General features: G+C 65.5%; 27 protein-coding genes. 21 read left to right on the top strand and 6 right to left on the bottom strand.

Annotation, left to right across the window (positions count from 1 at the left end; all coding sequences use genetic code 11):
- Positions 1–24 precede the first annotated feature (24 nt).
- Both coaA and AC1DGD_RS01870 read left to right on the top strand, forming a co-directional pair.
- The gene (coaA, locus tag AC1DGD_RS01875) at positions 25–990 is read left to right on the top strand and encodes a type I pantothenate kinase (RefSeq protein WP_476855713.1); all 966 of its coding nucleotides are present in this window, start codon (positions 25–27) and stop codon (positions 988–990) included.
- Between the two features lie 5 nt (positions 991–995).
- Positions 996–1,940 (top strand): M15 family metallopeptidase, encoded by a 945-nt coding sequence (locus tag AC1DGD_RS01870; RefSeq protein WP_476855712.1) that lies wholly within the window; start codon positions 996–998, stop codon positions 1,938–1,940.
- A 179-nt stretch (positions 1,941–2,119) separates the two neighbouring features.
- On the opposite strand, the gene glmM is transcribed toward AC1DGD_RS01870, so the two are convergent.
- From glmM to rplM, 3 genes are all read right to left on the bottom strand, one after another.
- Positions 2,120–3,481, bottom strand: coding sequence for a phosphoglucosamine mutase (gene glmM, locus AC1DGD_RS01865; RefSeq protein WP_476855711.1), 1,362 nt, complete (start codon positions 3,479–3,481; stop codon positions 2,120–2,122).
- Positions 3,482–3,681: 200 nt separating this feature from the next.
- Complete coding sequence (gene rpsI / locus AC1DGD_RS01860; protein WP_018773707.1) at positions 3,682–4,191, bottom strand: 30S ribosomal protein S9; 510 nt, start codon at positions 4,189–4,191, stop codon at positions 3,682–3,684.
- A 36-nt stretch (positions 4,192–4,227) separates the two neighbouring features.
- Positions 4,228–4,671, bottom strand: coding sequence for a 50S ribosomal protein L13 (gene rplM, locus AC1DGD_RS01855; protein WP_015937805.1), 444 nt, complete (start codon positions 4,669–4,671; stop codon positions 4,228–4,230).
- A 320-nt stretch (positions 4,672–4,991) separates the two neighbouring features.
- On the opposite strand from rplM, the gene AC1DGD_RS01850 reads away from it, so the two are divergent.
- The 18 genes from AC1DGD_RS01850 (at position 4,992) to AC1DGD_RS01765 (ending at position 21,454) form a co-directional block, all read left to right on the top strand.
- Positions 4,992–5,720 carry a prepilin peptidase gene (locus tag AC1DGD_RS01850; RefSeq protein WP_476855710.1) on the top strand — a complete coding sequence of 243 codons (729 nt, stop codon included), beginning with the start codon at positions 4,992–4,994 and terminating at the stop codon, positions 5,718–5,720.
- 269 nt (positions 5,721–5,989) lie between these two features.
- Positions 5,990–6,202: a Flp family type IVb pilin gene (locus tag AC1DGD_RS01845; protein ID WP_476855709.1), complete on the top strand. Its 213-nt coding sequence runs from the start codon at positions 5,990–5,992 to the stop codon at positions 6,200–6,202.
- A gap of 167 nt (positions 6,203–6,369) precedes the next feature.
- Positions 6,370–7,098, top strand: coding sequence for a Flp pilus assembly protein CpaB (gene cpaB / locus AC1DGD_RS01840; protein WP_476855708.1), 729 nt, complete (start codon positions 6,370–6,372; stop codon positions 7,096–7,098).
- Positions 7,099–7,232: 134 nt separating this feature from the next.
- On the top strand, positions 7,233–8,288 hold the full coding sequence (locus AC1DGD_RS01835) for a CpaE/TadZ family protein (protein ID WP_476855707.1): 1,056 nt from the start codon (positions 7,233–7,235) through the stop codon (positions 8,286–8,288).
- On the top strand, positions 8,285–9,733 hold the full coding sequence (locus AC1DGD_RS01830) for a CpaF family protein (protein ID WP_476855706.1): 1,449 nt from the start codon (positions 8,285–8,287) through the stop codon (positions 9,731–9,733). The genes AC1DGD_RS01835 and AC1DGD_RS01830 overlap by 4 nt, the downstream gene beginning before the upstream one ends.
- A gap of 5 nt (positions 9,734–9,738) precedes the next feature.
- Positions 9,739–10,683 (top strand): type II secretion system F family protein, encoded by a 945-nt coding sequence (locus tag AC1DGD_RS01825; protein ID WP_476855705.1) that lies wholly within the window; start codon positions 9,739–9,741, stop codon positions 10,681–10,683.
- Positions 10,684–10,967: 284 nt separating this feature from the next.
- A complete protein-coding gene (locus AC1DGD_RS01820; protein ID WP_476855704.1) occupies positions 10,968–11,579 on the top strand; it encodes a type II secretion system F family protein in 612 nt (203 codons plus the stop codon).
- 82 nt (positions 11,580–11,661) lie between these two features.
- Positions 11,662–12,117, top strand: coding sequence for a TadE/TadG family type IV pilus assembly protein (locus AC1DGD_RS01815; RefSeq protein ID WP_476855703.1), 456 nt, complete (start codon positions 11,662–11,664; stop codon positions 12,115–12,117).
- On the top strand, positions 12,105–13,583 hold the full coding sequence (locus AC1DGD_RS01810; protein WP_476855702.1) for a pilus assembly protein TadG-related protein: 1,479 nt from the start codon (positions 12,105–12,107) through the stop codon (positions 13,581–13,583). The genes AC1DGD_RS01815 and AC1DGD_RS01810 overlap by 13 nt, the downstream gene beginning before the upstream one ends.
- Before the next feature lie 268 nt (positions 13,584–13,851).
- A complete protein-coding gene (locus AC1DGD_RS01805) occupies positions 13,852–14,094 on the top strand; it encodes a Flp family type IVb pilin (protein ID WP_476855701.1) in 243 nt (80 codons plus the stop codon).
- Positions 14,095–14,180: 86 nt separating this feature from the next.
- On the top strand, positions 14,181–14,555 hold the full coding sequence (locus AC1DGD_RS01800; RefSeq protein ID WP_476855700.1) for a TadE/TadG family type IV pilus assembly protein: 375 nt from the start codon (positions 14,181–14,183) through the stop codon (positions 14,553–14,555).
- Positions 14,543–15,517, top strand: a complete 975-nt coding sequence (locus AC1DGD_RS01795) for a pilus assembly protein TadG-related protein (protein WP_476855699.1) — start codon at positions 14,543–14,545, stop codon at positions 15,515–15,517. Before AC1DGD_RS01800 ends, AC1DGD_RS01795 begins: the two co-directional genes overlap by 13 nt.
- A gap of 17 nt (positions 15,518–15,534) precedes the next feature.
- On the top strand, positions 15,535–16,296 hold the full coding sequence (gene cpaB / locus AC1DGD_RS01790; protein WP_476855698.1) for a Flp pilus assembly protein CpaB: 762 nt from the start codon (positions 15,535–15,537) through the stop codon (positions 16,294–16,296).
- On the top strand, positions 16,293–17,483 hold the full coding sequence (locus AC1DGD_RS01785; protein ID WP_476851472.1) for a CpaE/TadZ family protein: 1,191 nt from the start codon (positions 16,293–16,295) through the stop codon (positions 17,481–17,483). The genes cpaB (AC1DGD_RS01790) and AC1DGD_RS01785 overlap by 4 nt, the downstream gene beginning before the upstream one ends.
- A complete protein-coding gene (locus AC1DGD_RS01780; protein ID WP_476851473.1) occupies positions 17,483–18,991 on the top strand; it encodes a CpaF family protein in 1,509 nt (502 codons plus the stop codon). The genes AC1DGD_RS01785 and AC1DGD_RS01780 overlap by 1 nt, the downstream gene beginning before the upstream one ends.
- A gap of 7 nt (positions 18,992–18,998) precedes the next feature.
- Positions 18,999–19,934: a type II secretion system F family protein gene (locus AC1DGD_RS01775; protein ID WP_476855697.1), complete on the top strand. Its 936-nt coding sequence runs from the start codon at positions 18,999–19,001 to the stop codon at positions 19,932–19,934.
- A 7-nt stretch (positions 19,935–19,941) separates the two neighbouring features.
- Entirely contained in the window at positions 19,942–20,826 is an 885-nt protein-coding gene (locus AC1DGD_RS01770) for a type II secretion system F family protein (RefSeq protein WP_476855696.1), read from the top strand.
- Between the two features lie 127 nt (positions 20,827–20,953).
- Positions 20,954–21,454, top strand: coding sequence for an Hpt domain-containing protein (locus tag AC1DGD_RS01765; protein WP_476855695.1), 501 nt, complete (start codon positions 20,954–20,956; stop codon positions 21,452–21,454).
- A gap of 65 nt (positions 21,455–21,519) precedes the next feature.
- Here the strand turns inward: AC1DGD_RS01765 and AC1DGD_RS01760 are convergent, their stop codons facing one another.
- Positions 21,520–22,287 (bottom strand): response regulator transcription factor, encoded by a 768-nt coding sequence (locus AC1DGD_RS01760; protein ID WP_476855694.1) that lies wholly within the window; start codon positions 22,285–22,287, stop codon positions 21,520–21,522.
- Between the two features lie 304 nt (positions 22,288–22,591).
- Between AC1DGD_RS01760 and AC1DGD_RS01755 the strand changes: the two genes are divergently transcribed.
- Positions 22,592–24,172 carry a sensor histidine kinase gene (locus tag AC1DGD_RS01755; RefSeq protein ID WP_476855693.1) on the top strand — a complete coding sequence of 527 codons (1,581 nt, stop codon included), beginning with the start codon at positions 22,592–22,594 and terminating at the stop codon, positions 24,170–24,172.
- A 155-nt stretch (positions 24,173–24,327) separates the two neighbouring features.
- On the opposite strand, the gene truA is transcribed toward AC1DGD_RS01755, so the two are convergent.
- Positions 24,328–25,218 (bottom strand): tRNA pseudouridine(38-40) synthase TruA, encoded by an 891-nt coding sequence (gene truA, locus AC1DGD_RS01750; RefSeq protein WP_476855692.1) that lies wholly within the window; start codon positions 25,216–25,218, stop codon positions 24,328–24,330.
- 31 nt (positions 25,219–25,249) lie between these two features.
- Positions 25,250–25,822, bottom strand: coding sequence for a 50S ribosomal protein L17 (rplQ, locus tag AC1DGD_RS01745; RefSeq protein WP_476855691.1), 573 nt, complete (start codon positions 25,820–25,822; stop codon positions 25,250–25,252).
- Positions 25,823–25,882 lie beyond the last annotated feature (60 nt).

Below are 25,882 nucleotides of genomic sequence, written 5' to 3'. Positions count from 1 at the left end.
GTTGTGAAGGGCAGAATCTCTAGGGTGACTTTGCAACGCAATGAAGCGAACGGGGAAGGTGTCTCCCCGTTCGTGGAGCTGGACCGGCAGACCTGGTCCCGGCTCGCTGCCCAGATGGAGCAGCCCCTTAATGAAGAGGATGTGTTCCGCCTTCGCGGCCTCGGGGACCCCCTCGACATCAAGGAAGTGCGCGAGGTCTACCTGCCGCTGTCCCGGCTCCTGCACCTTTACGTGGAAGCCGCGGGCCAGCTTCACGCGGCCACCACCACCTTCCTCGGCGAAAGCACCCAGCGCACGCCGTTCGTGATCGGCGTGGCCGGTTCGGTGGCCGTGGGTAAGTCCACCATCGCCCGCGTCCTGCGCGAAATGCTCCGGCGCTGGCCCGGCACCCCCAACGTGGAGCTCATCACCACGGACGGATTCCTTTACCCGCTCGCCGAGCTTAAGCGCCGGCAACTGCTCGAGCGCAAGGGTTTTCCGGAGTCCTACGACCGCCGTTCCCTGCTGCGCTTCGTGAGCGAGATCAAGGGCGGCGCCGAGGAGGTCCGGGCCCCCTGGTATTCCCACGTCACCTATGACATCGTCCCCGGCAAGGAAGTGGTGGTGCGCCGTCCGGACGTGCTGATTGTCGAGGGGCTGAACGTCCTGGCCCCGGCCCGGCCGCGGCAGGACGGCAGGCAGGGCCTGGCCCTGAGTGACTTCTTCGATTTCTCCATCTACGTCGACGCGAAAACTACGTATATCGAGGAGTGGTACGTGGACCGGTTCCGCAAACTGCGGAGCACAGCCTTCGCCCAGCCGGAATCGTACTTCCACCGTTACGCAACACTCTCCGATGCCGAGGCCGAAGAGACCGCCCGTGAGATCTGGAAGCGCATCAACGAGCCCAACCTCGAGGAAAACGTCCTCCCGACCCGGGGCCGCGCGCAACTGGTCCTCACCAAGGACGCCGACCACTCCATCCGCCGGATGCTGCTGAGGAAGGTCTAGCACAGATGTGCTACGACGACGCGGACGGGACGGCGGGACGGCAGGAAGCCGGCCCGGAATCGCCGAGCCGCCGGGCCTTCAGCCGCCTCCTGCTGGCGGGCACGGGCCTCGCGGCGCTGTCCGCCTGCACCCCGGCCCAGTCCTTCACGCCGTCCGGCACGCCGGGGCCGACGCCGGGCACCGCCACCGGCAGTTCGACGCCGACCGCCGCCGCCGCGGCGTCGACCCCGCCGGCAACCTCATCGTCGGCTTCCGTTCCGGAAAGCACCACTGCGGCGACGCCGGCGCCGTCAGCTGTCCCGCCATCGGCCGCGGCGCACCCTCCTTCGGCCGCGGCGCCGGGGCCGCAACATTCCCTCTCGGACCCCACCAGCCCGTGGGTGGTCGTCAACAAGCACCGCCCACTCTCCCCCGCCACCTTTGTGCCGCCGGATCTGGCCCGCCCGGCCGTCCGTTTGGCGACGTCGGGCGAGGCGGTACTGGTGAACGGCACGACGGCGGCAGCGGCTGAGAGGATGTTCGCGGCAGCGGCTGCCGACGGCGTCATCATCACCCTGGCCAGCGGGTACCGTTCGTTCGCGACGCAGCGGGCAACCTACGGCAGCTACGTGAATTCCCGCGGTCAGGCGGAGGCTGACACCGCCTCGGCCCGGCCTGGCTACTCAGAGCACCAGACGGGCTGGGCGTTCGACATCGGCGACGGCAGCGGGGCGGACTCTTTCACGCCCCAGTTCAAGGACCGCCCGGCGGCGATCTGGGCAAAGGCGAATGCCCACCGCTTCGGCTTCGTGGTCCGCTACCCGTGGATGCTGCACGAAATCACCGGGTATTTCTACGAGCCATGGCATCTGCGCTTCGTCGGCAAGGAGGCGGCCGGGGACATGCGCGCCCGCGGCATCGGCACGCTCGAGGAATACTTCGGCCTGGAAGCCGCCCCGGCGTACTTGTAGGCGCCGCCGGCCTACCCGTGGGGCGGCGCGTCGGTCCGCGCGGAATTTCCCCATCTTTGCCTCCACGACGCCGGTACACGCCGGCGCAACCGGCCCACAAGCCGTCGGACGCGGGCATAGGTGGGGAAACCCGGCGTCGCCGGGCACAGCGATTCGCGGACGGATCCGTTGCCGGCCGGCTACTCGGGGACGAGCTCCAAAGCCAGTTCGGTCCGGACCACCTGGGCCAGGCGCTCAGCGACGCCCTGGGCGGTTTTGTGGTCTCCGGCCTCCACCATCACGCGCACCACCGGCTCGGTGCCCGAAGGGCGCAGCAGGACGCGTCCGGTGTCGCCGAGTTCGGTTTCGGCGGCGGATACCGCCTGCGCCACCACCGCATCGCCCTTGACCCGGGTACGATCCACGCCCTTGACGTTGATGAGGACCTGGGGCAGCTTGGTCATCACCGTGGACAGCTCCTTGAGCGGGCGGCCGGTGAGTGCCACCTGGGCGGCAATCTGCAGTCCCGTCAGTACGCCGTCGCCGGTGGTGGCGTGGTCGGCAAAAATTACGTGCCCTGACTGCTCGCCGCCAAGGCTGTAGCCGCCGTTGCGCATTTCCTCGAGGACGTAACGGTCCCCCACACCGGTTTCGCGCAGGCTGATCCCGGCGTCGCGCAGGGCGATCTTCAGGCCGAGGTTGCTCATGACGGTGGCCACGAGGACATCGTCCTTAAGCTTTCCGGCGTTCTTGAGTGCCACGGCCAGGATGGCCATGATCTGGTCGCCGTCCACCTCGTTGCCTTCGTGGTCCACGGCGAGGCAGCGGTCGGCGTCGCCGTCGTGCGCGATGCCGAGGTCCGCCCCGTGGTCCAGGACGGCCCGCTTGAGCGGGCCGAGGTGCGTGGAGCCGACCCCTTCGTTGATGTTGAGCCCGTCAGGTTCGGCGCCAATGACGATCACGTTGGCGCCGGCGTCCTTGAACACCTGCGGGGAACAGCCGCTGGCAGCGCCGTGGGCGCAGTCGAGGACGACCTTCAGGCCGTCCAGGCGGTGCGGAAGCGTGCCCAGCAGGTGCACGATGTAGCGGTCCTCGGCGTCGGAGAAGCGCTGGATGCGTCCCACCTCACCGCCGACGGGCCGGAAGGGCTCCTTGCCGAGCTGCACTTCAATGGCGTCCTCGACGTCGTCGGGCAGCTTCTGGCCGCCGCGGGCGAAGAACTTAATGCCGTTGTCCGGCGCGGGGTTGTGGGAGGCGGAGATCATGACGCCGAAGTCGGCGTTGAGGTCCGCCACGAGGTAGGCGGCGGCCGGGGTGGGCAGCACGCCGGCGTCGTAGACGTCGATTCCCGAGCTGGAGAGCCCCGCTTCCACGGCAGCCGCGAGGAACTCGCCGCTGGCCCGCGGGTCCCGTGCCACCACGGCGATCGGCCGTTTCCCGGTCGTGTTGCGGTCATGGCCAAGTACGACGGCGGCGGCCTGGGCCAACTGCAAGGCGAGCTCGGCGGTCAGCAACCCGTTCGCCAGGCCCCGGACTCCATCGGTTCCAAATAATCTAGACATCGGACCAAGTTTAGTCGATGGCCGGGGCAAGTCCGGCTTAAACGGCGAAAGCCCGCCCCGCCGAGTGGCGGAACGGGCTTTCGTGCAAGCGCCAGAAGCGCTTGGAAGCAGAATTAACGCTTCTGGACCCGAGCGCTAAAAAGCGCCGAGGGCCCCAACCGTCGGTCGCGCCAGCGGCCGACGGTTGGGTAGGCGCATTTTTAGCGCTTGGAGTACTGCTGAGCCTTACGGGCCTTCTTGAGACCGGCCTTCTTGCGCTCGATGACGCGAGCGTCGCGGCGCAGGTAACCGGCCTTCTTCAGGGTGGCGCGGTTGTTCTCGGTGTCGATCTCGTTCAGCGAACGGGCGATGCCGAGGCGCAGGGCACCGGCCTGGCCGGAGATGCCGCCACCGTGGATGCGGGCAATGACGTCGTAGGCGCCGTCAAGATCGAGGATCTTGAAGGGCTCGTTGACGTCCTGCTGGTGCAGCTTGTTCGGGAAGTAGTTCGCCAGCTCGCGGCCGTTGATGGTCCACTTGCCGGAGCCGGGCACAACGCGAACGCGCGCAACGGCTTCCTTACGACGGCCAACTGCAGCGCCGGCAACGGTCAGTGCCGGGCGTTCCTTCTTCGGCGCAGCTGCTTCCGCAGCACCGCTCTCCGAGGTGTAGCTGGTCAGGTTTTCCTCAGCCTCGACGGCTTCGGTGGTCAGTTCTTCGTTCTGAGCCACGATTCTCCTTGATAAAAAGTTGGTTGGTGGCCAGGACTACTGGGCGACCTGGGTGATTTCGAAAGTCTTGGGCTGCTGGGCGGCGTGGGGGTGCTCTGCACCGCGGTACACCTTCAGCTTGCCCAGCTGCTGGGCAGCGAGGGAGTTCTTCGGGAGCATGCCCTTGATGGCCTTCTCCACGGCGCGAACCGGGTTGGACTCAAGCAGCTCCGCGTAGTTGACGGAGGTCAGGCCGCCCGGGTAGCCGGAGTGGCGGTATGCGCGCTTCTGCTCCAGCTTTGCGCCGGTGAGGGCAACCTTTTCAGCGTTGATGATGATGACGAAGTCGCCCATGTCCATGTGGGACGCAAAGGTGGCCTTGTGCTTGCCGCGCAGCAGGATTGCGGTCTGGCTGGCGAGACGACCAAGGACAACGTCGGTGGCGTCAATGACGTGCCACTGGCGGTTGATATCGCCGGGCTTCGGGGTGTACGTACGCACGGTGTTTGCCTCGTTCTTGTTCTGGCGTTCTTGTTTTAGGCGTCACTCTTACGGTGCACCTACTATCTATGCGCTACCGGAACAGAGGTGAGGGCTCCATGTAACCAGTCATCCTGAGGTCTCGAATGTGCACGTTGAGTAGCTATCCTGCAACCGGATTCTCAAGCGGGCACGCACCATCGAGATAGGACACGCACAACGACTACCAAGAATAGCCGACGGCGGCCTGTTGGGTCAAAATGGGGTGTCCGGATGCATCCTGTCTGCTCCCTGTTTCGTCAGACAGCCCCGTGCCGGCCCGTCGCATCCCTGGAGGAACCGTGTCCGATCCCGCCGCCGCCGGCACCATCTCCCTGCTGCTTGGGCAGCCGACCATCCTGGCGCAGCCGACCGGATCGCTCACCGGCCTTCCCTTCATCGCCTTCATAGTCAGCATTGGTGTCGCCGGGGCATGCCTGTCCCTGCTGGCCGAGTTCATCATCCGGCGCACGCTCCCCCGCCTAGGCGGACCCCTGACGGTACGCATGAGGCTTACGACGGCGGCGGCCACCTTCGCGCTGTCCGCACTGCTGGCCTGTCGGTTCGGCGCCTCCCCGGAGCTACCCGCCTATGTATTGCTGGCGGCAGCCGGCGTCCAGCTGGCGCGGATCGACCTTTTGCACCACTTACTGCCGAACCGGATGGTTTTACCCCTATTGGTGGTCGGAATTGTGTTACTCGGGGCCGCCGCCGGGGTGTCCAACGAGGCAGGTAGCCTGCTACGCGGGGTCGCCGGCGCCTTAATATTGTTCGTTTTGTACCTCTTTCTGGCCCTGACCAGCCGAAACGGCCTCGGAATGGGTGATGTGAAGCTCGCGGCACCACTTGGCCTGTACTTGGGCTACCTAGGCTGGTCCCACTTGTTCTATGGCGGAGCCCTGGGGTTCGTCGCGGGTGGCGCCGCTTCAGTGGTCATAGTGCTGAAAAATCGCGGAAACAAGCCGAATGAAGTGGCCTACGGGCCCTCGATGCTGGCTGCCGGACTGGCCGTTATCCTGCTGCTGCCCTAGGTGGCCTCCGCATGTGCAAGGGTGCCGATTAAGTAAGACGCCTTATCAAACCAAGTAATCGAGCCCTGCCCCTACTTGGAAACTGAGTACACCTCTCAAATGCGGGCAGGTGGTGCCCGCATTTTCCTTCCAAAAGTCGAGTATCGAACTTCATTGCCGTGCCGTTTGCGGCCGTGCAAATGTTGTTCCAACGAAGCTCCAGCAAATAAGCGAAGGGGATTTGCTGGAAATTCGTTCACTATTCAAAACTCTGGAAAAGGAATAAGAAAATGACTGGTCTCATGGTCTCAATGCTCGCTTTTGTCTCTGGAATCAAGAACCGCCTCTCGGACGAGGAGAAGGGCGCCACCGCCGTTGAATACGGCATCATGGTCGCCCTGATCGCGGTCGTGATCATCGGCGCGGTTACCACCCTTGGCAACAACCTCAACACGGCCTTCGGCGACATCGCCCGCCAGGTCGCACCGCGGGTAGGACCGTAGCGGCCAACCGCCCACAACGCACGCCACTCTGCCGGCTGTCCGCCACACCGGGCAGCCGGCAGAGGCGTTTCGGCGGAGGGCGTACGGTGCGGCAAGCCGCGCCCAGGCTGACGCCCTAATGTGCGCCCAAGCAATCTTGAGGTTTTCCAAGAGGTGAGGAATTAGTCATGAAATCTCGTTTAGTCGCGGGGCTGGCTGCGCTAGTCCTGGCGATCGCCGGCACCCTGATGTTGGTAAATTACGTGTCGAATGCAGACCGTCGGGCACAAGAATCTCTCCAGCCCGTCGACGTCGTCGTGGTCGATTCAGCGGTTCCGGCCGGCGCGACGGTGGAAGAACTCCGTTCGCACGTACGGCTCCGGTCCATTCCGGATGCGGCAAAGGCCGACGGTGCGTTGTCCTCGCTGGACGGAATCACGGGTCAGGTCACGGCTGTGGCCCTGGAACCGGGCGAACAGTTGCTGGCAAGCCGGCTGGTGGACCCGTCCCAGCGTGTCACCCCGGGCGCAGTGGAGGTGCCCGCCGGCATGCAGGAAGTCACCGTTCTCCTGCCCCCGGAAAGCGTGGTCGGCGGCACCCTTCGTGCCGGAGACTTGGTGGGACTCTACGTTACCCAGGGGGATCCTGCGGCTCCGCAAGTCATGAGCACTCAGCTGGTCTTTGACAAGGTTCTGGTGACTGCAATCCAGCAGGCGCCGCCCAGCAGCGGCAACACGGCAGATGGAACGTCCGCTGTTCCCACCGGCTCCTCGTTTGTGACCCTCGCCCGCAATTCCACTGACTCCGCCAAGATCATTCTCAGTGCCCGCGTAGGCAATATCTGGCTGACCAAACAAACGGCGAAGACACCCGCGAGCCAGCGCACAGCCGTCACCACCAGCGGGATCTTCCAATGAGCCGCTTCCTAGTCCTGACCTCATCCCCGGAGTTCGAGCGCCATCTCGCCACAGCCCTGGGCGACACCCACGACGTCCAGGTCCTTGCATCCGAAGCCGCGGGCGGCAGCCCCGGCCATCTGCTGGCCCAAAACTTGGGCGGCGCCATCGATGTGATGGTCTTCGGCCCGGACGTCCGGTCGGAGCAGATGCTCACCCTGGCGGCAAGCTTGGAGCACGCTTTCCCGGACATTGTGCTCGTGCTGGCGGCAGTCGCGGCACCCGAGCTTACGCTGGCCGCCATGCGGTCCGGCATCCGCGATGTCCTGCCGCCGGACACGGAGCCTGGACTAATGCGTCAAGCGTTGGAACACGCTGCCGAAACGTCCAGGAGCCGCAAGCAGATTGCCGCCGATGATGCCAGCCAGAAACGGGTACGTGGGCGGGTGATCTCTGTGATGTCCCCGAAGGGCGGAGTGGGGAAGACCACCGTTGCCACCAATTTGGCCGTTGGTCTGGCCAAACTGGCACCGATGGGGGCGGTCATTGTCGATCTCGACCTTCAATTTGGCGACGTGGCCTCAGGGCTTGGCCTGGAGCCCCAGTACACCATCAATGACGCAGTCTCGGGTGCCGCATCAAGTGACGCCATGGTGCTCAAGGCTTTCCTCAGCCCGCATCCGTCGGGGGCGTACGCCATGTGTGCGCCGCGCCGGCCGGCAGATGCCGACCTGATCAAGCCGGCGCACGTGACGACTCTGATCAACCAGCTCTCGCTGGAGTTCCCGTTTGTCATTTTGGATACGTCACCGGGCCTCGGGGAAGAAGTCCTGGCGGTCCTGGAATTGGCCACCGACGGGGTTTGGGTTTGCGGCATGGATATTCCCAGCATCCGTGGCCTCAACCACGGATTGGACGTGCTGCGGCAACTGGACCTGATGCCCCCGTCGAACACAATTGTCCTCAACTTCGCCGACAAGCGCAGCGGACTAACCGTCCAAGACGTTGAAGCCACGGTTGGCCTGCCGGTGGACATCATCCTGCCGTGGTCCCGCACATTGCCGTTTTCAACGAATGCCGGCGTCCCGCTGATCCAGGACAACCGTCGGGATCCTGCCCTGAAAGGGTTGAGAAACCTTATTGCGCTTTTCGGGCAGAATTCGTCCCCACCCGCCAGCAAGCGTCCAAACCGAAGGGGCGAAAAGCCATGAGTCTTGTTGACCGACTTGAAGCCGTCCGGATGGCCACGGAAGGCCCCGCCCGGCCGGACCACACGCCCGGTACCGCCACGGTTCCGGTTCTGCCGGCGGCCGTACCTGCCGGCAACAATCTGCTGGGAACCCTGGCCGTGGCACCCCAAGCCGCTTCCTCGGACGCCCTGGCAGGGATCAAGAAGCGCGCGGCCGAGGAGCTGACAGCCCGTCTTGGCAATCGCATCACCGACAGCAGCCTGGACGAAGGCGACGTGCGCCGCATGGTGCGCGAGGCCCTTGGCTCCTTTATCGATGACGAGCAGGTCCCCCTGACACCGGAAGAAAGGCGGCGTCTCATCAGGGAGATCGTGGACGAAGTCCTGGGCCTCGGGCCGCTGCAGCGGCTGCTAGACGACCCGCTGGTCTCCGAGATCATGGTCAACGGCGCTGGCCGCATCTACGTGGAACGCGGCGGCCGACTGCACTTGACCGGGACAACGTTCAGTTCGGATGCCCACCTGCGCAGAGTCATCGAAAGGATTGTCTCGCGGGTGGGACGCCGCATTGACGAGTCCTCGCCGCTGGTTGACGCCAGGCTTGAGGACGGTTCGCGAGTCAATGCCGTAATCCCGCCCCTCGCCGTGGACGGCCCCTCCTTGACGATCCGAAAGTTCTCCGCCGTACCACTGACCGTCGAGGACCTGATCAAGTTCGATTCCGTCTCACCGGCCATGGCACAGCTGCTCCACGCCTGTGTACAGGCTCGCCTGAACATCATCGTCTCCGGTGGTACCGGCACGGGAAAGACCACACTGCTCAACGTTCTCTCCTCGTTCATTCCCGACGACGAACGCATCGTCACCATTGAGGACGCCGTGGAACTGCAATTGCAGCAGGAGCACGTGGTCCGTTTGGAAAGCCGTCCCGAAAACGTCGAAGGCCGCGGAGCCGTTGGCATCAGAGACCTCGTCCGGAACTCCCTGCGTATGCGGCCGGACAGGATCGTGGTCGGAGAAGTCCGAGGCGGGGAAGCCCTGGACATGCTCCAGGCCATGAACACTGGCCATGACGGATCCATCTCCACCGTGCACTCGAACTCCCCCCGGGACGCCGTAGCCCGTATGGAGACCCTTGTGCTTATGGCGGGGATGGATCTTCCACTGCGGGCCATCCGCGAACAAATCGCGAGCGCAGTCCATCTGATCGTCCAATTGAGCAGGCTAAAGGACGGCACCCGAAGGGTCACCCACATCACCGAGGTCCTCGGCATGGAAGGTGATGTGGTGACTCTCCAGGACGCATTCGTCTTCGACTACGCGGCGGGCGTTGACCAGGATGGCCGATTCATCGGCAAGCCTGTTCCCACGGGTGTCCGCCCGCGCTTCGTCGAACGGTTCGCCGACCTGGGAATCAGCGTTCCCGGCGAAATCTTCTTCCCCGCCTCCGCCAAGACAGGACGGTGAGCACCGTGACCCACGATTACGCTCTGCTGGCCGGCACTGTACTTATTCTGTCTGGCTTGGCCCTCGCCCTTTTTGTCGCCCTCCGTCCCCGGTACGCGGACATCCACGTCGACCGGAGGAGGCCGCCGGCGGAGTCCAACTCGTCGATGATTTCGAAGCTGAGCGGCGTCACAGTCGCCGCCGTGGAGCGTCGCGTCGGGCACAAGAGCAGCGGCCCATTCGGCCGCGATGCACTCGGCGAGGCGGGCCTGAAACTCCGGCCGTCCGAATTCATCGTCCTGATCTTGGTTGCCTCCTTCATTCTGGGTCTGGCGGGCTACGTGCTGCAAGGCTGGCTTCTCACCGTCCTGTTCGCGGCCATCGGTCCGGTGGGCGCTAAGGCGCTGCTCTCCTTCAAGACCGGCCGCCGCCGCGCCGCCTTCGAGGGCCAGCTCAGCGACATGCTCATGTCCCTCTCCGGCAGCCTGCGTGCCGGCCACAGCATTGCCCAGAGCATGCACACGGCCAGCGTCGAGATGCCGGCGCCGATGGGCGAGGAACTCGCCAGGATCGTCAACGAGGCCAGGGTCGGCCGGCCGGTTTCGGAGTCGATGGCCGAGGTGGGCCGCAAGATGCAATGTGAGGACTTCGAATGGCTCAGCCAGGCGATTGAGATCAACCGTGAAGTTGGCGGCGACCTGGCCGGAGTGCTCGACCATGTCGCGGAGACCGTGCGCGAAAGGGCTCAGATCAAGGGCCAGGTCCGTGCCTTGGCGGCAGAAGGAAAGTTCTCGGCATACATCCTGATTGCGCTGCCGTTCTTTGTCGCAATCTTCATCAATCTCGTCAATCCGGGATACATGTCGGTCCTGACAACCACTGTGCTGGGCTGGGTCCTCATCACAGCCAGCGTGGTCATGATGGCCATCGGATCCTTCTGGATCAGCCGCATGGTCAAGATCGAATTCTAAAAGGAGCTGAGCACATGACCCCCACAGTCTGGCTGCTGATCGCCAGCATCATCCTTCCTTTGGCCTACTTCACCTGGTCCCTGATCGGCGTCGACAGGTCATCCGGCCGCTTGATCCAATCCAGGCTGGCTGCCGTTTCGGCCCCGCAGGCAGGTGCCTCCCCGGCGGGCCCTCACTGGCTGCTGCTTCTTGCCCGCAGGCTGACACCCGCGGCCTATGTGTCCCACTTGGACCGGATGCTCGGGAATGCGGGCCGGCCGGCATCCATGCCGTTGGACCGCCTCTTGAGCTTGAAACCGTTTGCGGCCCTTGGCGGAGTTCTGTTGGCACTTCTTTTGGGCGGCACAAAGACTCCGCAGGGGGTCCTGCTGTCAGTGTGCCTCACGGCAGCCTGCTACTTCCTCCCCGACCTTCTGGTCTACAACAGCAGCACAAAACGCCAGGCGAGATTGCAGCTGGATCTGCCCAATGTCTTGGACCAATTGCTCATCTCGGTCGAGGCCGGCCTCGGTTTTGAAGCCGCCATGGCCCGCGTGGGGACGAGCGGAAAGGGTCCGCTGGCGGACGAGATGGTGCGCACCCTGCAGGACATCCAGGCCGGAAGAACCCGCCGTGAGGCCTACAAAGCCATGGCCGCGCGGTCCTCAGTTGCGGATTTGAAGAGTTTCGTGGGCGCTGTCATCCAGGCCGATGTGCAGGGCCTTTCGGTCGCCCGGGTCCTGAAACCCCAGGCGGACCAGATGCGGATCAAGAGACGTCTTCGGGCAGAGGAAAAAGCAATGAAACTTCCCGTGGCTGTGGTTTTTCCGTTGCTTCTCTTTATTTTTCCGCCGCTGTTTATCGTAATCCTCGGCCCTGCCGTCATCAATGCAATCGCCACGTTTTCGGGCCGGTAGCGAAAGCAACTAAGCCGGCACGCAATTCATCCCTCACCTCGCCGGAGTGGGCAGGAATCAACCAGATTGTAAGGAGCAACAGATGTTTAGGTCCAGGACAGGACATCGAAAGGTTCGGGATGACCGGCAGCGCGGTGCGACGGCAGTTGAATTTGCCTTGGTGCTTCCTTTGCTCCTGTCCATGCTCCTTGGGGTAATTGATTTTGGGACGGCCCTCGGGCAAAGCGTCAGCCTGCAAGGGGCGGCACGGGAAAGCGCGCGGCAGGGAGTCACACAGGGTGACGTCATTGCGTCCGCAAACCGCGCACGGGGATCGCTTGACAGCAGCAAGCTCCAGGTGCGATTCGCCGTCGACACGTTGGCTGGGGCTCCCGGGCTTATGGTCGTCTGCTTGCGCTACCCCCAGTCGTCGCTGAGCGGGTTCTATTCGTGGGTACTAGGCGGCGTGTTCGAAGCAAAAGCCGTCATGAAAATGGAAAGCCCCGCGACTGTGGCCGCGGGCGCACAGCGTTGGACCGGAGGATCATGCACTCCCTGACACCAGGATCGTTCCTGAAGTGGATACGTAGCGTCGGTAATAACCGGGGGCAATTGAAAGACAAGAACACACACGGTAGGGCATCCCGGGAGCGAGGGGCGGCGACGGTCATTTTCGCGTTGATGGTTCCCGTACTCTTCGGAGCCCTTGCAATGGCCGTCGACGTCGGCAAGCTGGTCTACGAGCGCCAGCATCTGAGCAATGCGCTGGACGCCGCCGCGCTGGCTGGTGCGTCGTACCTCCCCGGCGACCCGGTGACCGCCCGCAACGCGGCCGCGTCATTCGCCCGGGCCAACGACCCCGCAGCAGCCCCCACGATCACCTACTGGTGTGTGGTGGCGTCAACAGGCGCCGGCCGGACCGTGCTGAGCAGCCAGATCCCGAGCGTCTGCAACCCCGGAACGATCGCCGGTGCCAGATGCAGCGAAACCATCTGCGCGATCCCCTGCATCCCGGGGGGCAGCAACGCCTGTAATTCGATCACTGTGACCGACGATAAGGACGTCGCGTTCAACTTCGCGCCCGTGATCGGGATTAATACCGGCAATACGGGCTCGCTGGCGTCAGATGCCTGTAAGGGTTCCTGCGGCGCCCAGATCCCGAATCCCATGGATATCGCTATAGTGGCAGACCGAACCGGCAGCATGAGCACCGCGAATCGGGACCTGATGGTCACCGGGATCAAGAGCACCCTGCAGACCATGACCAGGGATCAGCAATACGTAGCGCTGGGCACGATCCACCGAAGCAAGGCATCTCCCGGAAGCTGTATCACCACGCCATCCACGGACAACACAGGTCCTTGGATCCCCGTTCCGTTCTCCAACGACTACACCCAGAACCCCGCAATTCCAGGCGGAACGCCACCACTGAACACGAGCAGCACGCTCGTCAAGGCCCTGACGTGCCTGTCGGCGTCGAGCGGAGGAACGTATCTGGCGGCACCCCTCAAAGCCGCCTCACGGTACGTGCTGGGCATGCCCTCAAACAACCTGGGAAGCCTGCCCCCGCGCGCTGGAACGGCGCGCAAGGCCATCATCCTGGAAACGGACGGCCAACCCAACGAGCAGAACGTCGCGGGATCCGACAACTCATTGAACAACGCAAACGACATCGGGACTACCAACGGGTCAGCTGCGTGCAACAACTTCAACGCGGTCGCAACGAACGCCAAGGCGGCGGGCCTGCTCATCGTGACGGTCGCCTTCGGAGACGCAACAACCGCGCAGTGCGGCAGCGGCGGCGCGTTTGTCCGGAACGTCCTGGCCACCGCGGCATCGAAGGACTCACACGGCGTCGCCAGCGACGCCGACAACGACTGCTCAACAGCGGCGCTCCGGACTACCGAGAACTCCGACGGAGACTTCTTCTTCTGCGCAGCAAGCGGAAACGAACTCGGCCCGATCTTCGTCTCTGCGGTCAATGCGATCAGTTCCAACTCCCGGCTGATACGGATCCCGAGCTGAATGATCGGCCGGCGTGCACGGGGCCGGCCGCAGGAGACCCAGATACCGGACCCCCTTGGACCAGAGCCAAGGGGGTCATTCTGTGGGCCCGGCTACAGCAATGTTGCATTCCAGGCGCAAGATGCGCGCAGGGAATGTACAGGAAACGTGCAGTTTGGGAAGCCTTGGCACAGGATGCGGCAAAGGCAATCGTGGGCGTGTCGGCGGTTGCTAAGTTCCTCTCAGTGCTGGTGCAGGGCCAGCCTCCCAACTCGCTCAGGAGTCACCAATGCGTTCCATTCTCTCCAGCTTCGCAGCCCGTCTTCGCCGCGACCAGCGCGGCGCCACCGCCGTCGAATACGGCATCATGGTCTCCCTCATCGCGGTCGTGATCATCGTCGCCGTCACGATGCTCGGCGGCACTTTGGCGACCACATTTGAATCGGTATCGTGCAGCGTCAGCGGTAAGTCGTACACGGCAGCCGTGCCGGCAAGCACCGGTGTGACTGCAGCGGCCTCTTCCTGCCGCTAGTCAGACTGCCAGCGGGTGGCAGTGGCCCTGGGCCGCTGCCACCCTGTCGCATCCAGAGCCCACACTCGAACGGAAGGCGGTCGCCCATGTCCAAAACATCGGAGAGGGGCGCCGTCGCCGTGGAATTCGCTCTTCTCGCGCCAATCCTGGTGATGCTGCTGCTCGGCATCAGCGAATTCGGCCGGGCCTACAACGCCCAGGTCAGCCTCTCCAGCGCCGCCCGCGAAGGCGTCCGGGTCATGGCCATCAGCAACAGCCCCAGTGCTGCGCGGACGGCGGCCAGGAATTCAGCCACCGCGCTGAAGCCGGCGCTCAGCGACACCAATATCACCATCACCCCCGCCACCTGCGCCACCGGAATCCAAGTGACCCTCAAGATCACTTATTCGCTCTCGACGATGACCGGCATCGCGGGTCCGTTCACCATGGAAGGCAAAGGAGTCATGCTGTGCGGCGGCTAGCAGCGTCACCAGCCAACGGCGAGCGCGGCGCCATCAGCATCCTGGTCGCGATCCTCATGGTTACCCTGTTGGGGTTCGCGGCGCTGGCGGTCGACGTCGGCATGCTATATGCCGAGCGGACCCAACTGCGCAACGGGGCTGATGCCGCAGCCCTGGCCATCGCGCAGAAGTGCGCGAAAAACATCAACGACGCCGATTGTTCCACCACCTCCGCCCTCGCCCGCAGCCTCGCCGATAGCAATGCTGCTGACGGGAAAAGCAACGTTGCCGACCTCGTACTGGACAAGGCCGCCCGCACCGTGAAAGTGACAGCCGGGGCACAGGAAACCGGGAAAGCGCCTAACCGGGTTACCCTGCTCTTCGCCCGGGCCTTGGGCCTTTCAAGCGCCGAAGTAACCGCTACCTCCCGCGTGGAGTGGGGAACGCCGTCCACGGGCACGATCCTTCTGCCCCTGGCCATTGCCCAATGCAAGCTCAACCTGCCGCCAGGTTCGCTGGCTGGCGCCGAACAGGTCCTGGACATGGATTCCGGCGGCTGTGGCGAGATCCCGGGTGGCTTCGGCTGGATTTCGGACAGCGATGCAAAATGCGGAGTCACCCTGTCAGCCGGACAAGCAAACAACTCTGGCGTTTGGTTTTCCAGCAACACGGGCGCGAGCGCACCAGGCGAATGCACCGCTGCGGACTTGAGCAAGATGAACGACCAAACAGTCCTTTTCCCGCTGTACGACGTGGCCACCGGCAACGGCTCCAGCGGCAAGTACTACGTGAAGGGATTTGCCGCCTTCCATGTCACCGGTTACCACTTTGCCACGAACAGTTGGTCTTTAGGCGGGACGATCAAGAACAAAACCATCAGGGGCTATTTCGTCCGATATGTCTCTCTGTCCGACGCCTTCGCACTCGGCGCGGCACCGGACTACGGGACCTCAATAGTCCGACTTACCATTGGAGTGCCCTAACAGTGAAGTCACGCTTATTGGCAGGAATCGCGGCCCTGGTGCTGGCCGTCGTCGGAGCCGTCCTGGTAGTCAGCTACGCGCAGGGCGCCGACAGCAGGGCGGTGCAGGGCCTGCAGCCCGTCACCGTTCTCGTGGTGTCGAAAGCTGTGCCGGCCGGCACGTCGGTCGCGGCCTTGAAAGCATTCGTGACCAGCCAGGATCTTCCCGGAAAAGCCGTCTCGAAGTCGGCTCTCACGAACCTGGACGGGCTGGCCGGCAAAGTCACCGCCGTCGACCTCCTCCCTGGCGAACAGCTCGTCGCCGAGCGGCTGATTGAGCCGGAGGCACTAAAGGCGAGCGGAGCGATTGAAGTGCCTAAGGGCCTGCAGGAGGTTTCCTTCCAGCTCGAGCCCCAGCGGCTCGTCGGCGGCCGTCTCGCGGCGGGCGACCATGTGGGTGTCTTCATCAACCTCAAGGACGGCGGCCTCGAGGCGAAGGCAGACAAAGAGACTACCCAACTGACGGTACACAAGGCTCTCGTGACGGCTGTCCAGCGCGCCCCGGTGGTGGCCCCGTCCCCGCAGCCCTCTGCCGCCGGCTCCCCCGCGGAAGCCGAGGACACGTCGCTCCCCACCGGCTCCATGATCGTTACGGTCGCCGTGAATGATATGGAAGCCACAAAGATTGTCTATGCCGCAAACTTCACGGAATCGGCCAGCATCTGGCTGAGCAAGGAACCGCTCAACGCCACGGACAGCGGCCGCCCCGGCATCGTAACGCGACCAGAGGTGTACAAATGAGCCGCTTTGTCCTGATTTCGCCGAACACTGATTTCGATGCCCGCGTCCGCCAGGCCCTGGCCGGCGGCCTTCCGGGCGGCCTGCAGACCTTCGCGTTCGTCAATCCCGCGAACCCGGCGGAGCTCTTCGCCAGCCTCAACCAGGAACGGCCCGAGGTCTTGATCCTGGGACCGGACGTGCCGGTGGAGGACGCCCTGCGCCTGGCGACGGTATTCGACGTCCAGCTTCCCGAGCTCAGCGTCATCCTGGTCGGCGAGGCCGATCCGAACTTCGTCCTGCTGGCCATGCGGGCCGGCATCCGCGACATCCTCAGCCCGGCGGCGGACCCGGCCCAGATCCGGGTGCTGCTGGAGCGGGCCTGCCAGTCGTTCGCCACCCGCAACCGAACCACGGCGGCCAGCCAGCCTGACAGCGCCAGGGGGTTGGTGATCGGCGTCTTCTCCCCCAAAGGCGGGGTCGGCAAAACCACGATCGCCACCAACATCGCCATCGGGCTGGGCAAAGTGGCGCCCATGGGCGTGGTCATTGTGGACCTGGACCTGCAGTTCGGGGACGTGGCCTCAGGCCTGTACCTGCACCCGGAGCACACCGTGACCGACGCCGTCTCGTCCGCGGCCAGCCAGGATTCCCTCGTCCTCAAAGCCTTCCTCACCGTCCATCCCGGGAGCATCTACGCCCTCTGCGCCCCCCGGACGCCCGAGGAGGCCGACGACATCACACCCCAGCAGGTCACGCGCCTGCTAGAACAACTGGCCGAACAGTTCCAATACGTCGTGGTCGACACCGCACCCGGGCTCCCGGAGGTCGGGCTGGCCGCCCTCGAGCAGTGCACCGACGCCGTCTGGGTGACTGCCATGGACGTGCCGAGTATCCGCGGGCTGCGCTCCGGCCTGGATATCCTCCGGCGCCTGGACCTGCTGCCCGAGACCCGCCACGTGGTGCTGAACATGGCGGACTCGAAGTCCGGGTTGAGCGTCCAGGACGTCGAGGCGACCATCGGCGCGCCCGTGGACGTCAGCATCCCGCGGTCCAAGGCAGTGGCGTTCTCCACCAACCGCGGCATCCCGGTCCTCCAGGACGGACGCAAAGATCCTGCCATCAAGGGACTGAAACAGCTCGTCAACCGGTTCGATCCCGCCTGGCGCGCCACCGCCCAGAAGAAACTGCACCGCCGGGTGGTGGTCTGATGAAACTGTCCGAACGGCTCCGCTCCGCCGAGGGAACGATTGCGTCCGCCCCACGGGCCGAATCCCCTCAGGCCGCATCTCCGTTGGCCATGTCCCCCACCGGAGGAAGCGCGACGACGGCGGCAGCGCCGGCCGCCGTCGTGCTCCAGAAGACTGACCGCCCACCGCTGCCGGCTTTCCCGGAGCACCAGGACTCCCGCGCCCGTGGCCAGCAGCCCGTCGACGCTTTCGCCGCCCTCAAACAGCGGGCCGCCACTGCGTTGTTCGAGCGCATGGGAACCCGCTTCAACGATTCGGCAACCACGGAAGAGGACCTCCGCACCTCCGCGCGGGAGGAGCTGACGCGCATCATCGACGCCGAACAGGTCCCCCTGTCCGCCGAAGAGCGCTCCCGGCTGGTCCGCGACGTGGCCGACGACGTCCTGGGCTACGGCCCGTTGCAGCGCCTCCTGGACGATCCCGCCGTCACGGAAATCATGGTCAACCGGATGGACCAGATCTACGTGGAACGCAACGGCAAACTGACCTTGACGGAGTCGCGGTTCAGCTCCGAGGACCACCTCCGCAAGGTGATCGAGCGCATCGTTTCCAAAGTGGGCCGGCGCATCGATGAGTCCTCGCCCCTCGTGGATGCTCGGCTCGAGGACGGGTCCCGCGTCAATGCCGTTATCCCGCCGCTCGCCGTCGGCGGTTCGTCGCTGACCATCCGAAAGTTCAGCAAGGTGCCGCTGACTGTCCGGAACCTCATCGAGTTCGGCACGTTGACGCCGGAAATGGCGGAACTGCTGAACGCCTGCGTGAAGGCCAAGCTCAACATCATCGTCTCGGGCGGCACCGGCACCGGCAAAACGACACTGCTGAATGTCCTTTCCTCGTTCCTGCCCCACGACGAGCGGATCGTGACGATCGAGGACGCCGTCGAACTCCAGATCCAGCAGGAACACGTGGTGCGGCTGGAAAGCCGGCCGTCGAACACTGAGGGCAAGGGCGAGGTGACCATCCGCGAACTGCTGCGGAACTCCCTGCGCATGCGACCGGACCGGATCGTGGTGGGCGAGGTCCGCGGCGGCGAATCGCTGGACATGCTCCAGGCCATGAACACAGGCCACGACGGGTCGCTCTCGACCGTGCACTCCAACTCGCCCCGGGATGCCGTGGCCCGTCTGGAGACGCTGGTGCTCATGGCCGGCATGGACCTGCCGCTGCGCGCCATCCGGGAACAGATCGCCTCGGCCGTCAACCTGATTATCCAGATCTCCCGGCTGCGGGACGGCACCCGGCGGATCACCCACGTCACGGAGGTCCAGGGCATGGAGGGCGACATCGTCACGCTTCAGGACGCCTTCGTGTTCGACTACGCCGCCGGCGTCGACGCCCACGGCCGGTTCCTTGGCAGGCCCGTCCCCACAGGCATCCGCCCGCGTTTCATCGACCGTTTCGAGGACCTGGGCATCCATGTCTCCCCCGCTGTGTTTGCCGCGCCGCTGACCCCGGCTGGAAGGGCGTGATCTGTCCATGACTCTGCTGCCCATCGGCGTCGGCCTGCTCTTCAGCGCAGTGGTGGTCCTGGGATTCGCGCTGCTCTCCCCCGGCGGGGCCAGTGTCCCCCTGGACAGGCGCAGGCCCGTCCAGGGCCAGGCCGACTCGCAGCTGACGCGGTTCGCCGGCTCGGCCGTCCACCTGGTCGACGGATTCTTTTCCGGCCGCAAAGTCCGGCTCTTCAACCGCGAGTCGCTGGAACAGGCCGGCCTGCGCCTGGGCCAGGCCGACTTCTACGTCCTGCTCCTGGCCGGAGCGGTTGCGGGGGGCCTCGCAGGGTTCGTCGTCGCGGGCCCGTTACTGGCGGTCCTCCTGGTGCTCCTGGCGCCGGTCGTGGGCCACCTCGTGCTCCGCATCCTGGCCGGCAAGCGCCGCACCAAGTTCGACCAGCAGCTCGGCGATACCCTGCAGCTGCTCTCCGGCGGCCTCCGGGCCGGGCACAGCATCATGCGCGCCATTGACGCCGCCGCGTCCGAATCGCAAAGCCCGACGTCGGAAGAGATGCGCCGCGTGGTTACAGAGACCAGCCTGGGCCGGGACCTCCTGGACTCCCTGAGCGACACCGCGGACCGGATGCGGAACGAGGACTTCGTCTGGATCGCCCAGGCCATCCAGATCAACCGCGAAGTGGGCGGGAACCTGGCCGAAGTCCTGGACCAGGTCAACGAGACCATCCGCGAGCGCAGCGAGATCAAAGGACACATCAAATCCCTCGCCGCCGAGGGAAAGTTTTCCGCGTACATCCTCATGGCCATGCCGATCGGGATCGTGGTGATGCTGATGCTGGTCAATCCCGGCTACATGAACGCCATGTTCACGCACCCGCTGGGCTGGGGCATGGTCGCCGCCTCCGTCATCCTCATGACCATTGGCGGGCTGTGGATGCGCAAAATCATCGACCTGAAGTTCTGAGGCGGCCATGGCACCTGCTGTACTCCTTGCCACGCTGCTGGTGGCATTGCCGCTCGGCTATCTGGCGTGGTCGCTGCTCTCCGTCGACCGGAGGTCACAGCGCGCCATGCGGGAAATGCTGGCGCTGGGCACCGACCCGGCCGAGCTCATCCATCGGGAGCGCAGCAGCCTGCTGGAACGGGCCGGGCACCGGCTGACTCCCGCGGCGTACGTCCGCAAACTGGACCGGCTGTTGTCCCTCGCCGGGCGCCCCGCGTCTCTGCCGCTGGGCCGCGTGCTCGCAGCCAAGCCACTCCTTGGGCTGCTGGGCGCCCTGCTGGGCTTCTGGATCAGCGCCAACAGCCCGACGCCGATCCTCAAGCTCGTGGGAATCTTTGTGTTCCTGCTCGGCTACTTCATCCCCGACCTCCTGCTGTACAGCAAAGGGCAGGAACGCCAGAAGACCATGCAGCTGGAACTGGCCAACACGCTGGACCAGATGCTGATCTCCGTGGAAGCGGGCCTGGGCTTCGAAGGCGCCATGGCCCGGGCCGGCGAGAACGGCAAGGGCCCCCTGGCGGAGGAACTTATCCGGACCCTGCAGGACATGCAGGTAGGGCGCAGCCGGCGCGAGTCATACGTGGCACTGGCGGAACGGACCAACGTGCCCGAGCTGCGCAGCTTCGTCCAGGCCGTGGTCCAGGCCGACACCTACGGCATTGCCATCAGCCGGGTGTTGCGGGTGCAGGCGAAGGTCATGCGGGTCAAGCGCCGGCAACGGGCCGAGGAGAAGGCCATGAAGCTGCCCGTCACCATCCTGTTTCCCCTGCTGTTCTTCATCTTCCCCGTGCTTTTCATCGCCATCCTGGGCCCGGCCGTCATCAACGCCATCGACACGTTCAGTGGCCAGTAAACGGCCGCCGACACGGCCACGGCCGGCACCAGCGGCCGGGATTGGTTCCCCTCGGGAAAGCCTCAGGGTTTCCGCAGGATAGACCGGGCTGCAAGGCATCGGCCGCATCAGCAAGTAGCGTGGTCACATGTCCCTTCCAAGCGCTTGCCCCGACGACGGAGATGCGGGCATTGCCCTCGCTCCCACCACCTCTCCGGGACTGCCGGCGCCTGCCCTCACGGCATCCAGCGCGGCAGCGGCCTTCCCGGAGGTCCTCCCCGAGGACCTGCCGACGGCCCCGCTCGTGGACCCTGCCGCGCTTCAGGACCTGGGTGCACAGCTGGAAAATCCGGCCGTGGCGAAGGGATTTGCCAGGGACTACACCCGGATGTGGGACCAGCGCTACCGCTCGCTGGCCTCGGCCCTCGAACGCGGGGATCTCGCGGGCTCGATGGACGCTGTGCTGAGCCTGAAGACGTCCTCGGCCATGGTCGGAGGCCTGCGCCTGGCCCAGCTCGCCGGCGAACTGGAGAACGCCCTCAGGGCCGGAGACATTGGCCGCGCACTGTCGCTCCTGCGCGACGTTGCCGCGCGCGGCGGGGAAACCGTCGACGAGCTCCAGTTCAGCTACGTCCTGTGGGACAGCTAGGACCGGCGGGACCGCTGCCGCCTACAGGTTTCCCGGGTGCCGGGCACCGGAAGCCCCTCCGGGGGCTACCGCGCCGGCGACAGCCGGTAGCCCACGCCGCGGACGGTCTGCAGCCAGCGCGGCTGCACGGGGTCCTCGCCGAGTTTCCTCCGCAGGTTGCCGATATGCACCTCGACGGCGCGTTCGTCGGATTCGCTGATGTAGGCGTCCGCCCGGTAGTAATCGCCCCGGACCACGCGCACCAGCTCGGTCTTGGACCGCACGGCGCCGGCGCCCTTCAGGAGCGCCTGCAAGAGGTCGAACTCGCTGCGGGTCAGGCTGACCGCCACGCCGTCGACACTCACGGACCGGGTCTCGGGGTTCAGGTCCAGGCCGTTGTGGTGCAGCACTGGACTCTGGGACGCTGCCGGGGCGGCGGCCGCCCCAGAATCCATCGCGGATCCGTCCGCGGCGCCGAGGTCCTGCCGGGGCCGGCGCATCATGGCACCCACGCGGGCGCGCAGCTCCCGGGGCCGGAATGGCTTCGCCAGGAAATCATCAGCCCCGGTATGAAACGCCGTCAGGGTGTCCAGTTCGTCGGTTCGCGCTGTCAGCATGACCACGTACGCGTCACTGAACTGCCGGATCCGGCGCAGCACCTCGAAACCGTCGATGTCGGGAAGCCCGACATCGAGGGTGACCACGTTTGCCTCCCGTGCCCTCACGACGTCGACCCCTTCACGTCCGCCGGCCGCCGAGTGGACTTCGAACCCCGCCTGGCTCAATACGGCTTCGACAAGGTTCCGAACATCTTCGTCGTCTTCTACAACGACGGCGACTCCCATGTCGGTCATGGCCCCCCTCATGTGTCACGCTACGCTGCCGTTCGCGGATGCGGCGGCAGCAATTATCTCGCCGGCCCCCACCAGCAATGTCAGAATACCCACCCTAAGGGGCAAATTCGCGGCTGCCCGGTAACAGAAATGGCAAAACTTCGACTTATGTCAAATTTGCGTGACACAGGGTGTAAAACTGGAGCAACGGGAAGGGGGCACGGCGTCTTTGCTTAGACAGCGGCTGATCCGCAGTTTGGATCGACACGGGAAGGCTTTGGGGCCGCGCGGGCGGGTCCTCGTATGCCAGTTGCCGCTGGCCGTGATGCTGGCCGGAATCGTCATGGCTGCCCCGGCCGCCTGGCCCGGCCTTCCGGACAGCATCCTGTGCCGGTACGCCTTTGCCCTGCAGGCCGCCCTCCTGGTGGCCTGCGTACTGGTCCCCTGGCAGCGTTTTGGGCCGTTGGCGCCGCTCGTCATCCCTGTCCTGGACCTGGTTGCGATTGGGTTGCTCCGGGATGGCACCTCCGCCGGGCTCCCGGATCCAGGTGTGCTCTCCGTCTTGCCCGTGGTGTGGATTTCGGCGTCCAGGCTCTCCGCCCCCGCGAGCCTTTCATTGAGTTTCTCGGTGCCCCTCCTGGCCGCCCTGCCCTGGCTCCTGGCGGACCGGCCGGCACCGCTTGCGGCCCGCACGGCCGAAGCCCTGCTGATGCCCCTGATGATGCTCGCGGTCTCCCTGGCCATGCGTTTCGCGCGGGCGCGCCTGCGGCGCGAGCAGCGGCGGATCAAGTCCAAGGAAGCCGAGCTGGAGGTCCTGCTCGCGGACAGCCGGGAGCGCGAACGGCTCCTGAACACCATTCTTGACACCGTCGACGTCGGGATCGTGGCAGTGGATGCCAGCGGCCGCCGGCTGCTCACGAACACGTGGCAGGCCGAACTCGAGGAATCCGCGGCCGCGGCGCCCCGTCCTACGGCCGAACCGGCGGGGGAAGTACTGCCGGAGGAAGAGGGCCGGCTCGTGCTGACCGGGCAGGACCGAAGCACCCCCCTGCCGCTGGAGCGCCGTCCCATCCGGCGGGCGCTGGCCGGCGAGTCGTTTGCCGACTACCTTGTCTGCTTCGGTGAGGCGGCGGCCAGCCGCGTGGTCTCTACCGGGGCCCGGCCCCTGAAGAACGACGCCGGCGACTTCCGCGGCGCCGTGGTGGTCTTCAACGAGGTCACCGGCCTGGTGGACGCCCTGGCAGCGAAGGACGAGGTCGTCTCCACTGTCTCCCACGAATTCCGCACGCCGTTGACGTCCATCATCGGCAACCTGGACCTGGTGCTCGCCGACACCGAGGGCCTGGACAGTCCGGTGGTCCGCCGCGTCGAAGTGGCGCAGCGCAACGCGGAGCGGCTGCTGGCCCTGGTCTCGGACCTTCTCATGTCCGCCAGCGCCGCCGTCCATGTCCATCCGCGCCGCACCGACCTCGCCGGCATCGTGGAGGCGAGCCTCGGCTCGGCCCAGGCCCACGCCCAGGCGTCCCGCGTCTGCCTCGCCACGGACGTCCAGGGTCCGCTCTGGGCCCACGTGGACCCGCTCCGGATCAGCCAGGCCCTGGACAACCTCGTTTCCAACGCGATCAAGTACTCGCCCGACGGCGGATCGGTGCGGGTCTCCGCCAGCTCCGGCGACGGCCTGGTGCGCCTTCACGTCGAGGACACCGGGATGGGCATGACCGCCGCCGACGCCGGGCGGGTCTTCACCCGTTTCTTCCGCAGCCCGGCCGTCCGGGACGGATCCATTCCGGGCGCCGGCTTAGGGCTGTCCATCACCAAGGCCATCGTGGAAGGGCACGGCGGATCCATCTCGTGCCGCACCAGTCCGGGCCACGGCAGCACCTTCACCCTCGAGCTTCCCGCCTAATTTAGGCCCGCAGGCCCACCGCCTTTTCGTGCCCACATGGCTGTGGTGGCGTCGAAGTTTCCCCACCTTTGGCGGCCGACGCCGGCGTGTTGCGCCGACCCGCCGGCGTAGAGCGGCCTCGCTCCGGCAAAGGTGGGGAAAATCGGTGGCGCAGTTTAGGCCCGCAGTGCCCGCGTCAGTTCGGCCCGGGCCAGCATGCCGCTCTCTGTCGGGTAGGCCACTTCCTCGAGCACCAGCGGGTGGGGGGCTGCGAGAACGGAGCGGGCGTCGCGCTGCCGGGCGAGGAGCCGCTCGTAGAGCCATTCCGGGGCCTCTTCGCCCTCCCCCACGTACAACGCCGAGCCCACCAGGGAGCGGACCATGTTGTGGCAGAACGCGTCAGCCTGAACGGTGACGACAATGACGCCGTCCGCGCCGCGCTCGAATTCGAAGCGCTGCAGTTCACGGATGGTCGTGGCCCCCTCGCGGGGCTTGCAGTACGAGCGGAAGTCCTGCAGGCCCAGCAGCGGCGCGGCGCCCTCGTTGAGGAGACCGACGTCCAGCGGAACCTTGTGCCACAGGGTCGAGGCGCGTCCCAGCGGGTCCCACAGCGCGGGGCCGTCCGCGATCCGGTACGAATAGCGGCGCCAGAGGGCGGAGAACCGGGCATCGAAGCCAACGGGTGCCGCACTCACCCGGTGCACCTCGATGGCGCCGCTGAGGTCGCCCAGGCCACGGCTCAAGGCACCGCGGATGCGGCGGAGCAGGGCGACGGCGGGATCCAGTTCGGCGCCCCGGTTCAGGCCCAGCCACTCCGCCTCGCTGAGGTCCAGGTGGACCACCTGGCCGCGGGCGTGAACCCCGGCGTCGGTGCGCCCGGCAACCGTAACCCGGACGGGGCGTCGGATCAGCAGCGCGAGGGCCTCCTCCAGGACGCCCTGGACGGTGCGCAGTCCCGGCTGCACGGCCCACCCGCTGAACGGGCCGCCGTCGTACGCCACATCCAGCCGGATACGCAAAAACCCGCCGCCCCCCAAGACGGGGGCAGCGGGTTTGAGCTCGTTCATAGACTTAAGTCTATAAGAAAGATTTAGCGAATTACTTCGCGTCCTTCTCGGACTCAGCGGCTGCTTCCTCAGCGGCCGGAGCCTCTTCGGTAGCGGCTTCGGTCTCAGCGGCTGGAGCCTCTTCGGTCTCAGCAGCCTCTTCGGTCTCGGCAACCGGAGCCGCTTCGGCCTTTTCGGCGTCCTTCTTGTCAGCGTCGCGCTTGGCAGCAGAGGTAGCCTCGGCTACCACGGCCTGCTTTGCGGAAACCGGCTCGAGAACCAGTTCGATGACAGCCATGGGGGCGTTGTCGCCCTTGCGGTTGCCGATCTTGGTGATGCGGGTGTAGCCGCCATCGCGGTTTTCCACTGCCTGTGCAATGTCGGTGAACAGCTCGTGGACGACGCCCTTGTTGCTGATCAGGCCGAGTACACGACGGCGGGACGCGAGGTCGCCACGCTTGGCGAAAGTCACCAGGCGCTCGGCGTACGGCTTCAGGCGCTTGGCCTTGGTCACCGTGGTGGTGATCCGCTTGTGCTCGAAAAGTGCGGCGGACAGGTTCGCGAGCATAAGACGCTCGTGAGCCGCTCCGCCTCCGAGGCGCGGACCCTTAGCGGGGGTAGGCATTATAGTTTCTCCTCATTGGAAGCCGTCGGGCTGCGCACACCAGGGTGCATCCAGCCAGCC

Source organism: Arthrobacter sp. 05T45 (assembly GCF_056395875.1).
This window is presented reverse-complemented; position numbering and strand designations above follow the sequence as displayed.

Excerpts from the sequence above, each read along its gene's own strand:
- glmM (WP_476855711.1), bottom strand. The coding sequence starts at position 3,481 with ATGTCTAGATTATTTGGAACCGATGGAGTCCGGGGCCTGGCGAACGGG.
- truA (WP_476855692.1), bottom strand. The coding sequence starts at position 25,218 with ATGAACGAGCTCAAACCCGCTGCCCCCGTCTTGGGGGGCGGCGGGTTT.
- AC1DGD_RS01760 (WP_476855694.1), bottom strand. The coding sequence starts at position 22,287 with ATGACCGACATGGGAGTCGCCGTCGTTGTAGAAGACGACGAAGATGTT.
- AC1DGD_RS01870 (WP_476855712.1), top strand. The coding sequence starts at position 996 with ATGTGCTACGACGACGCGGACGGGACGGCGGGACGGCAGGAAGCCGGC.
- AC1DGD_RS01755 (WP_476855693.1), top strand. The coding sequence starts at position 22,592 with ATGCTGGCCGGAATCGTCATGGCTGCCCCGGCCGCCTGGCCCGGCCTT.
- AC1DGD_RS01765 (WP_476855695.1), top strand. The coding sequence starts at position 20,954 with ATGTCCCTTCCAAGCGCTTGCCCCGACGACGGAGATGCGGGCATTGCC.
- AC1DGD_RS01810 (WP_476855702.1), top strand. The coding sequence starts at position 12,105 with ATGCACTCCCTGACACCAGGATCGTTCCTGAAGTGGATACGTAGCGTC.
- AC1DGD_RS01830 (WP_476855706.1), top strand. The coding sequence starts at position 8,285 with ATGAGTCTTGTTGACCGACTTGAAGCCGTCCGGATGGCCACGGAAGGC.
- AC1DGD_RS01800 (WP_476855700.1), top strand. The coding sequence starts at position 14,181 with ATGTCCAAAACATCGGAGAGGGGCGCCGTCGCCGTGGAATTCGCTCTT.
- AC1DGD_RS01845 (WP_476855709.1), top strand. The coding sequence starts at position 5,990 with ATGACTGGTCTCATGGTCTCAATGCTCGCTTTTGTCTCTGGAATCAAG.
- AC1DGD_RS01775 (WP_476855697.1), top strand. The coding sequence starts at position 18,999 with ATGACTCTGCTGCCCATCGGCGTCGGCCTGCTCTTCAGCGCAGTGGTG.
- AC1DGD_RS01770 (WP_476855696.1), top strand. The coding sequence starts at position 19,942 with ATGGCACCTGCTGTACTCCTTGCCACGCTGCTGGTGGCATTGCCGCTC.
- AC1DGD_RS01815 (WP_476855703.1), top strand. The coding sequence starts at position 11,662 with ATGTTTAGGTCCAGGACAGGACATCGAAAGGTTCGGGATGACCGGCAG.
- rplQ (WP_476855691.1), bottom strand. The coding sequence starts at position 25,822 with ATGCCTACCCCCGCTAAGGGTCCGCGCCTCGGAGGCGGAGCGGCTCAC.
- AC1DGD_RS01780 (WP_476851473.1), top strand. The coding sequence starts at position 17,483 with ATGAAACTGTCCGAACGGCTCCGCTCCGCCGAGGGAACGATTGCGTCC.
- AC1DGD_RS01805 (WP_476855701.1), top strand. The coding sequence starts at position 13,852 with ATGCGTTCCATTCTCTCCAGCTTCGCAGCCCGTCTTCGCCGCGACCAG.
- cpaB (WP_476855708.1), top strand. The coding sequence starts at position 6,370 with ATGAAATCTCGTTTAGTCGCGGGGCTGGCTGCGCTAGTCCTGGCGATC.
- AC1DGD_RS01785 (WP_476851472.1), top strand. The coding sequence starts at position 16,293 with ATGAGCCGCTTTGTCCTGATTTCGCCGAACACTGATTTCGATGCCCGC.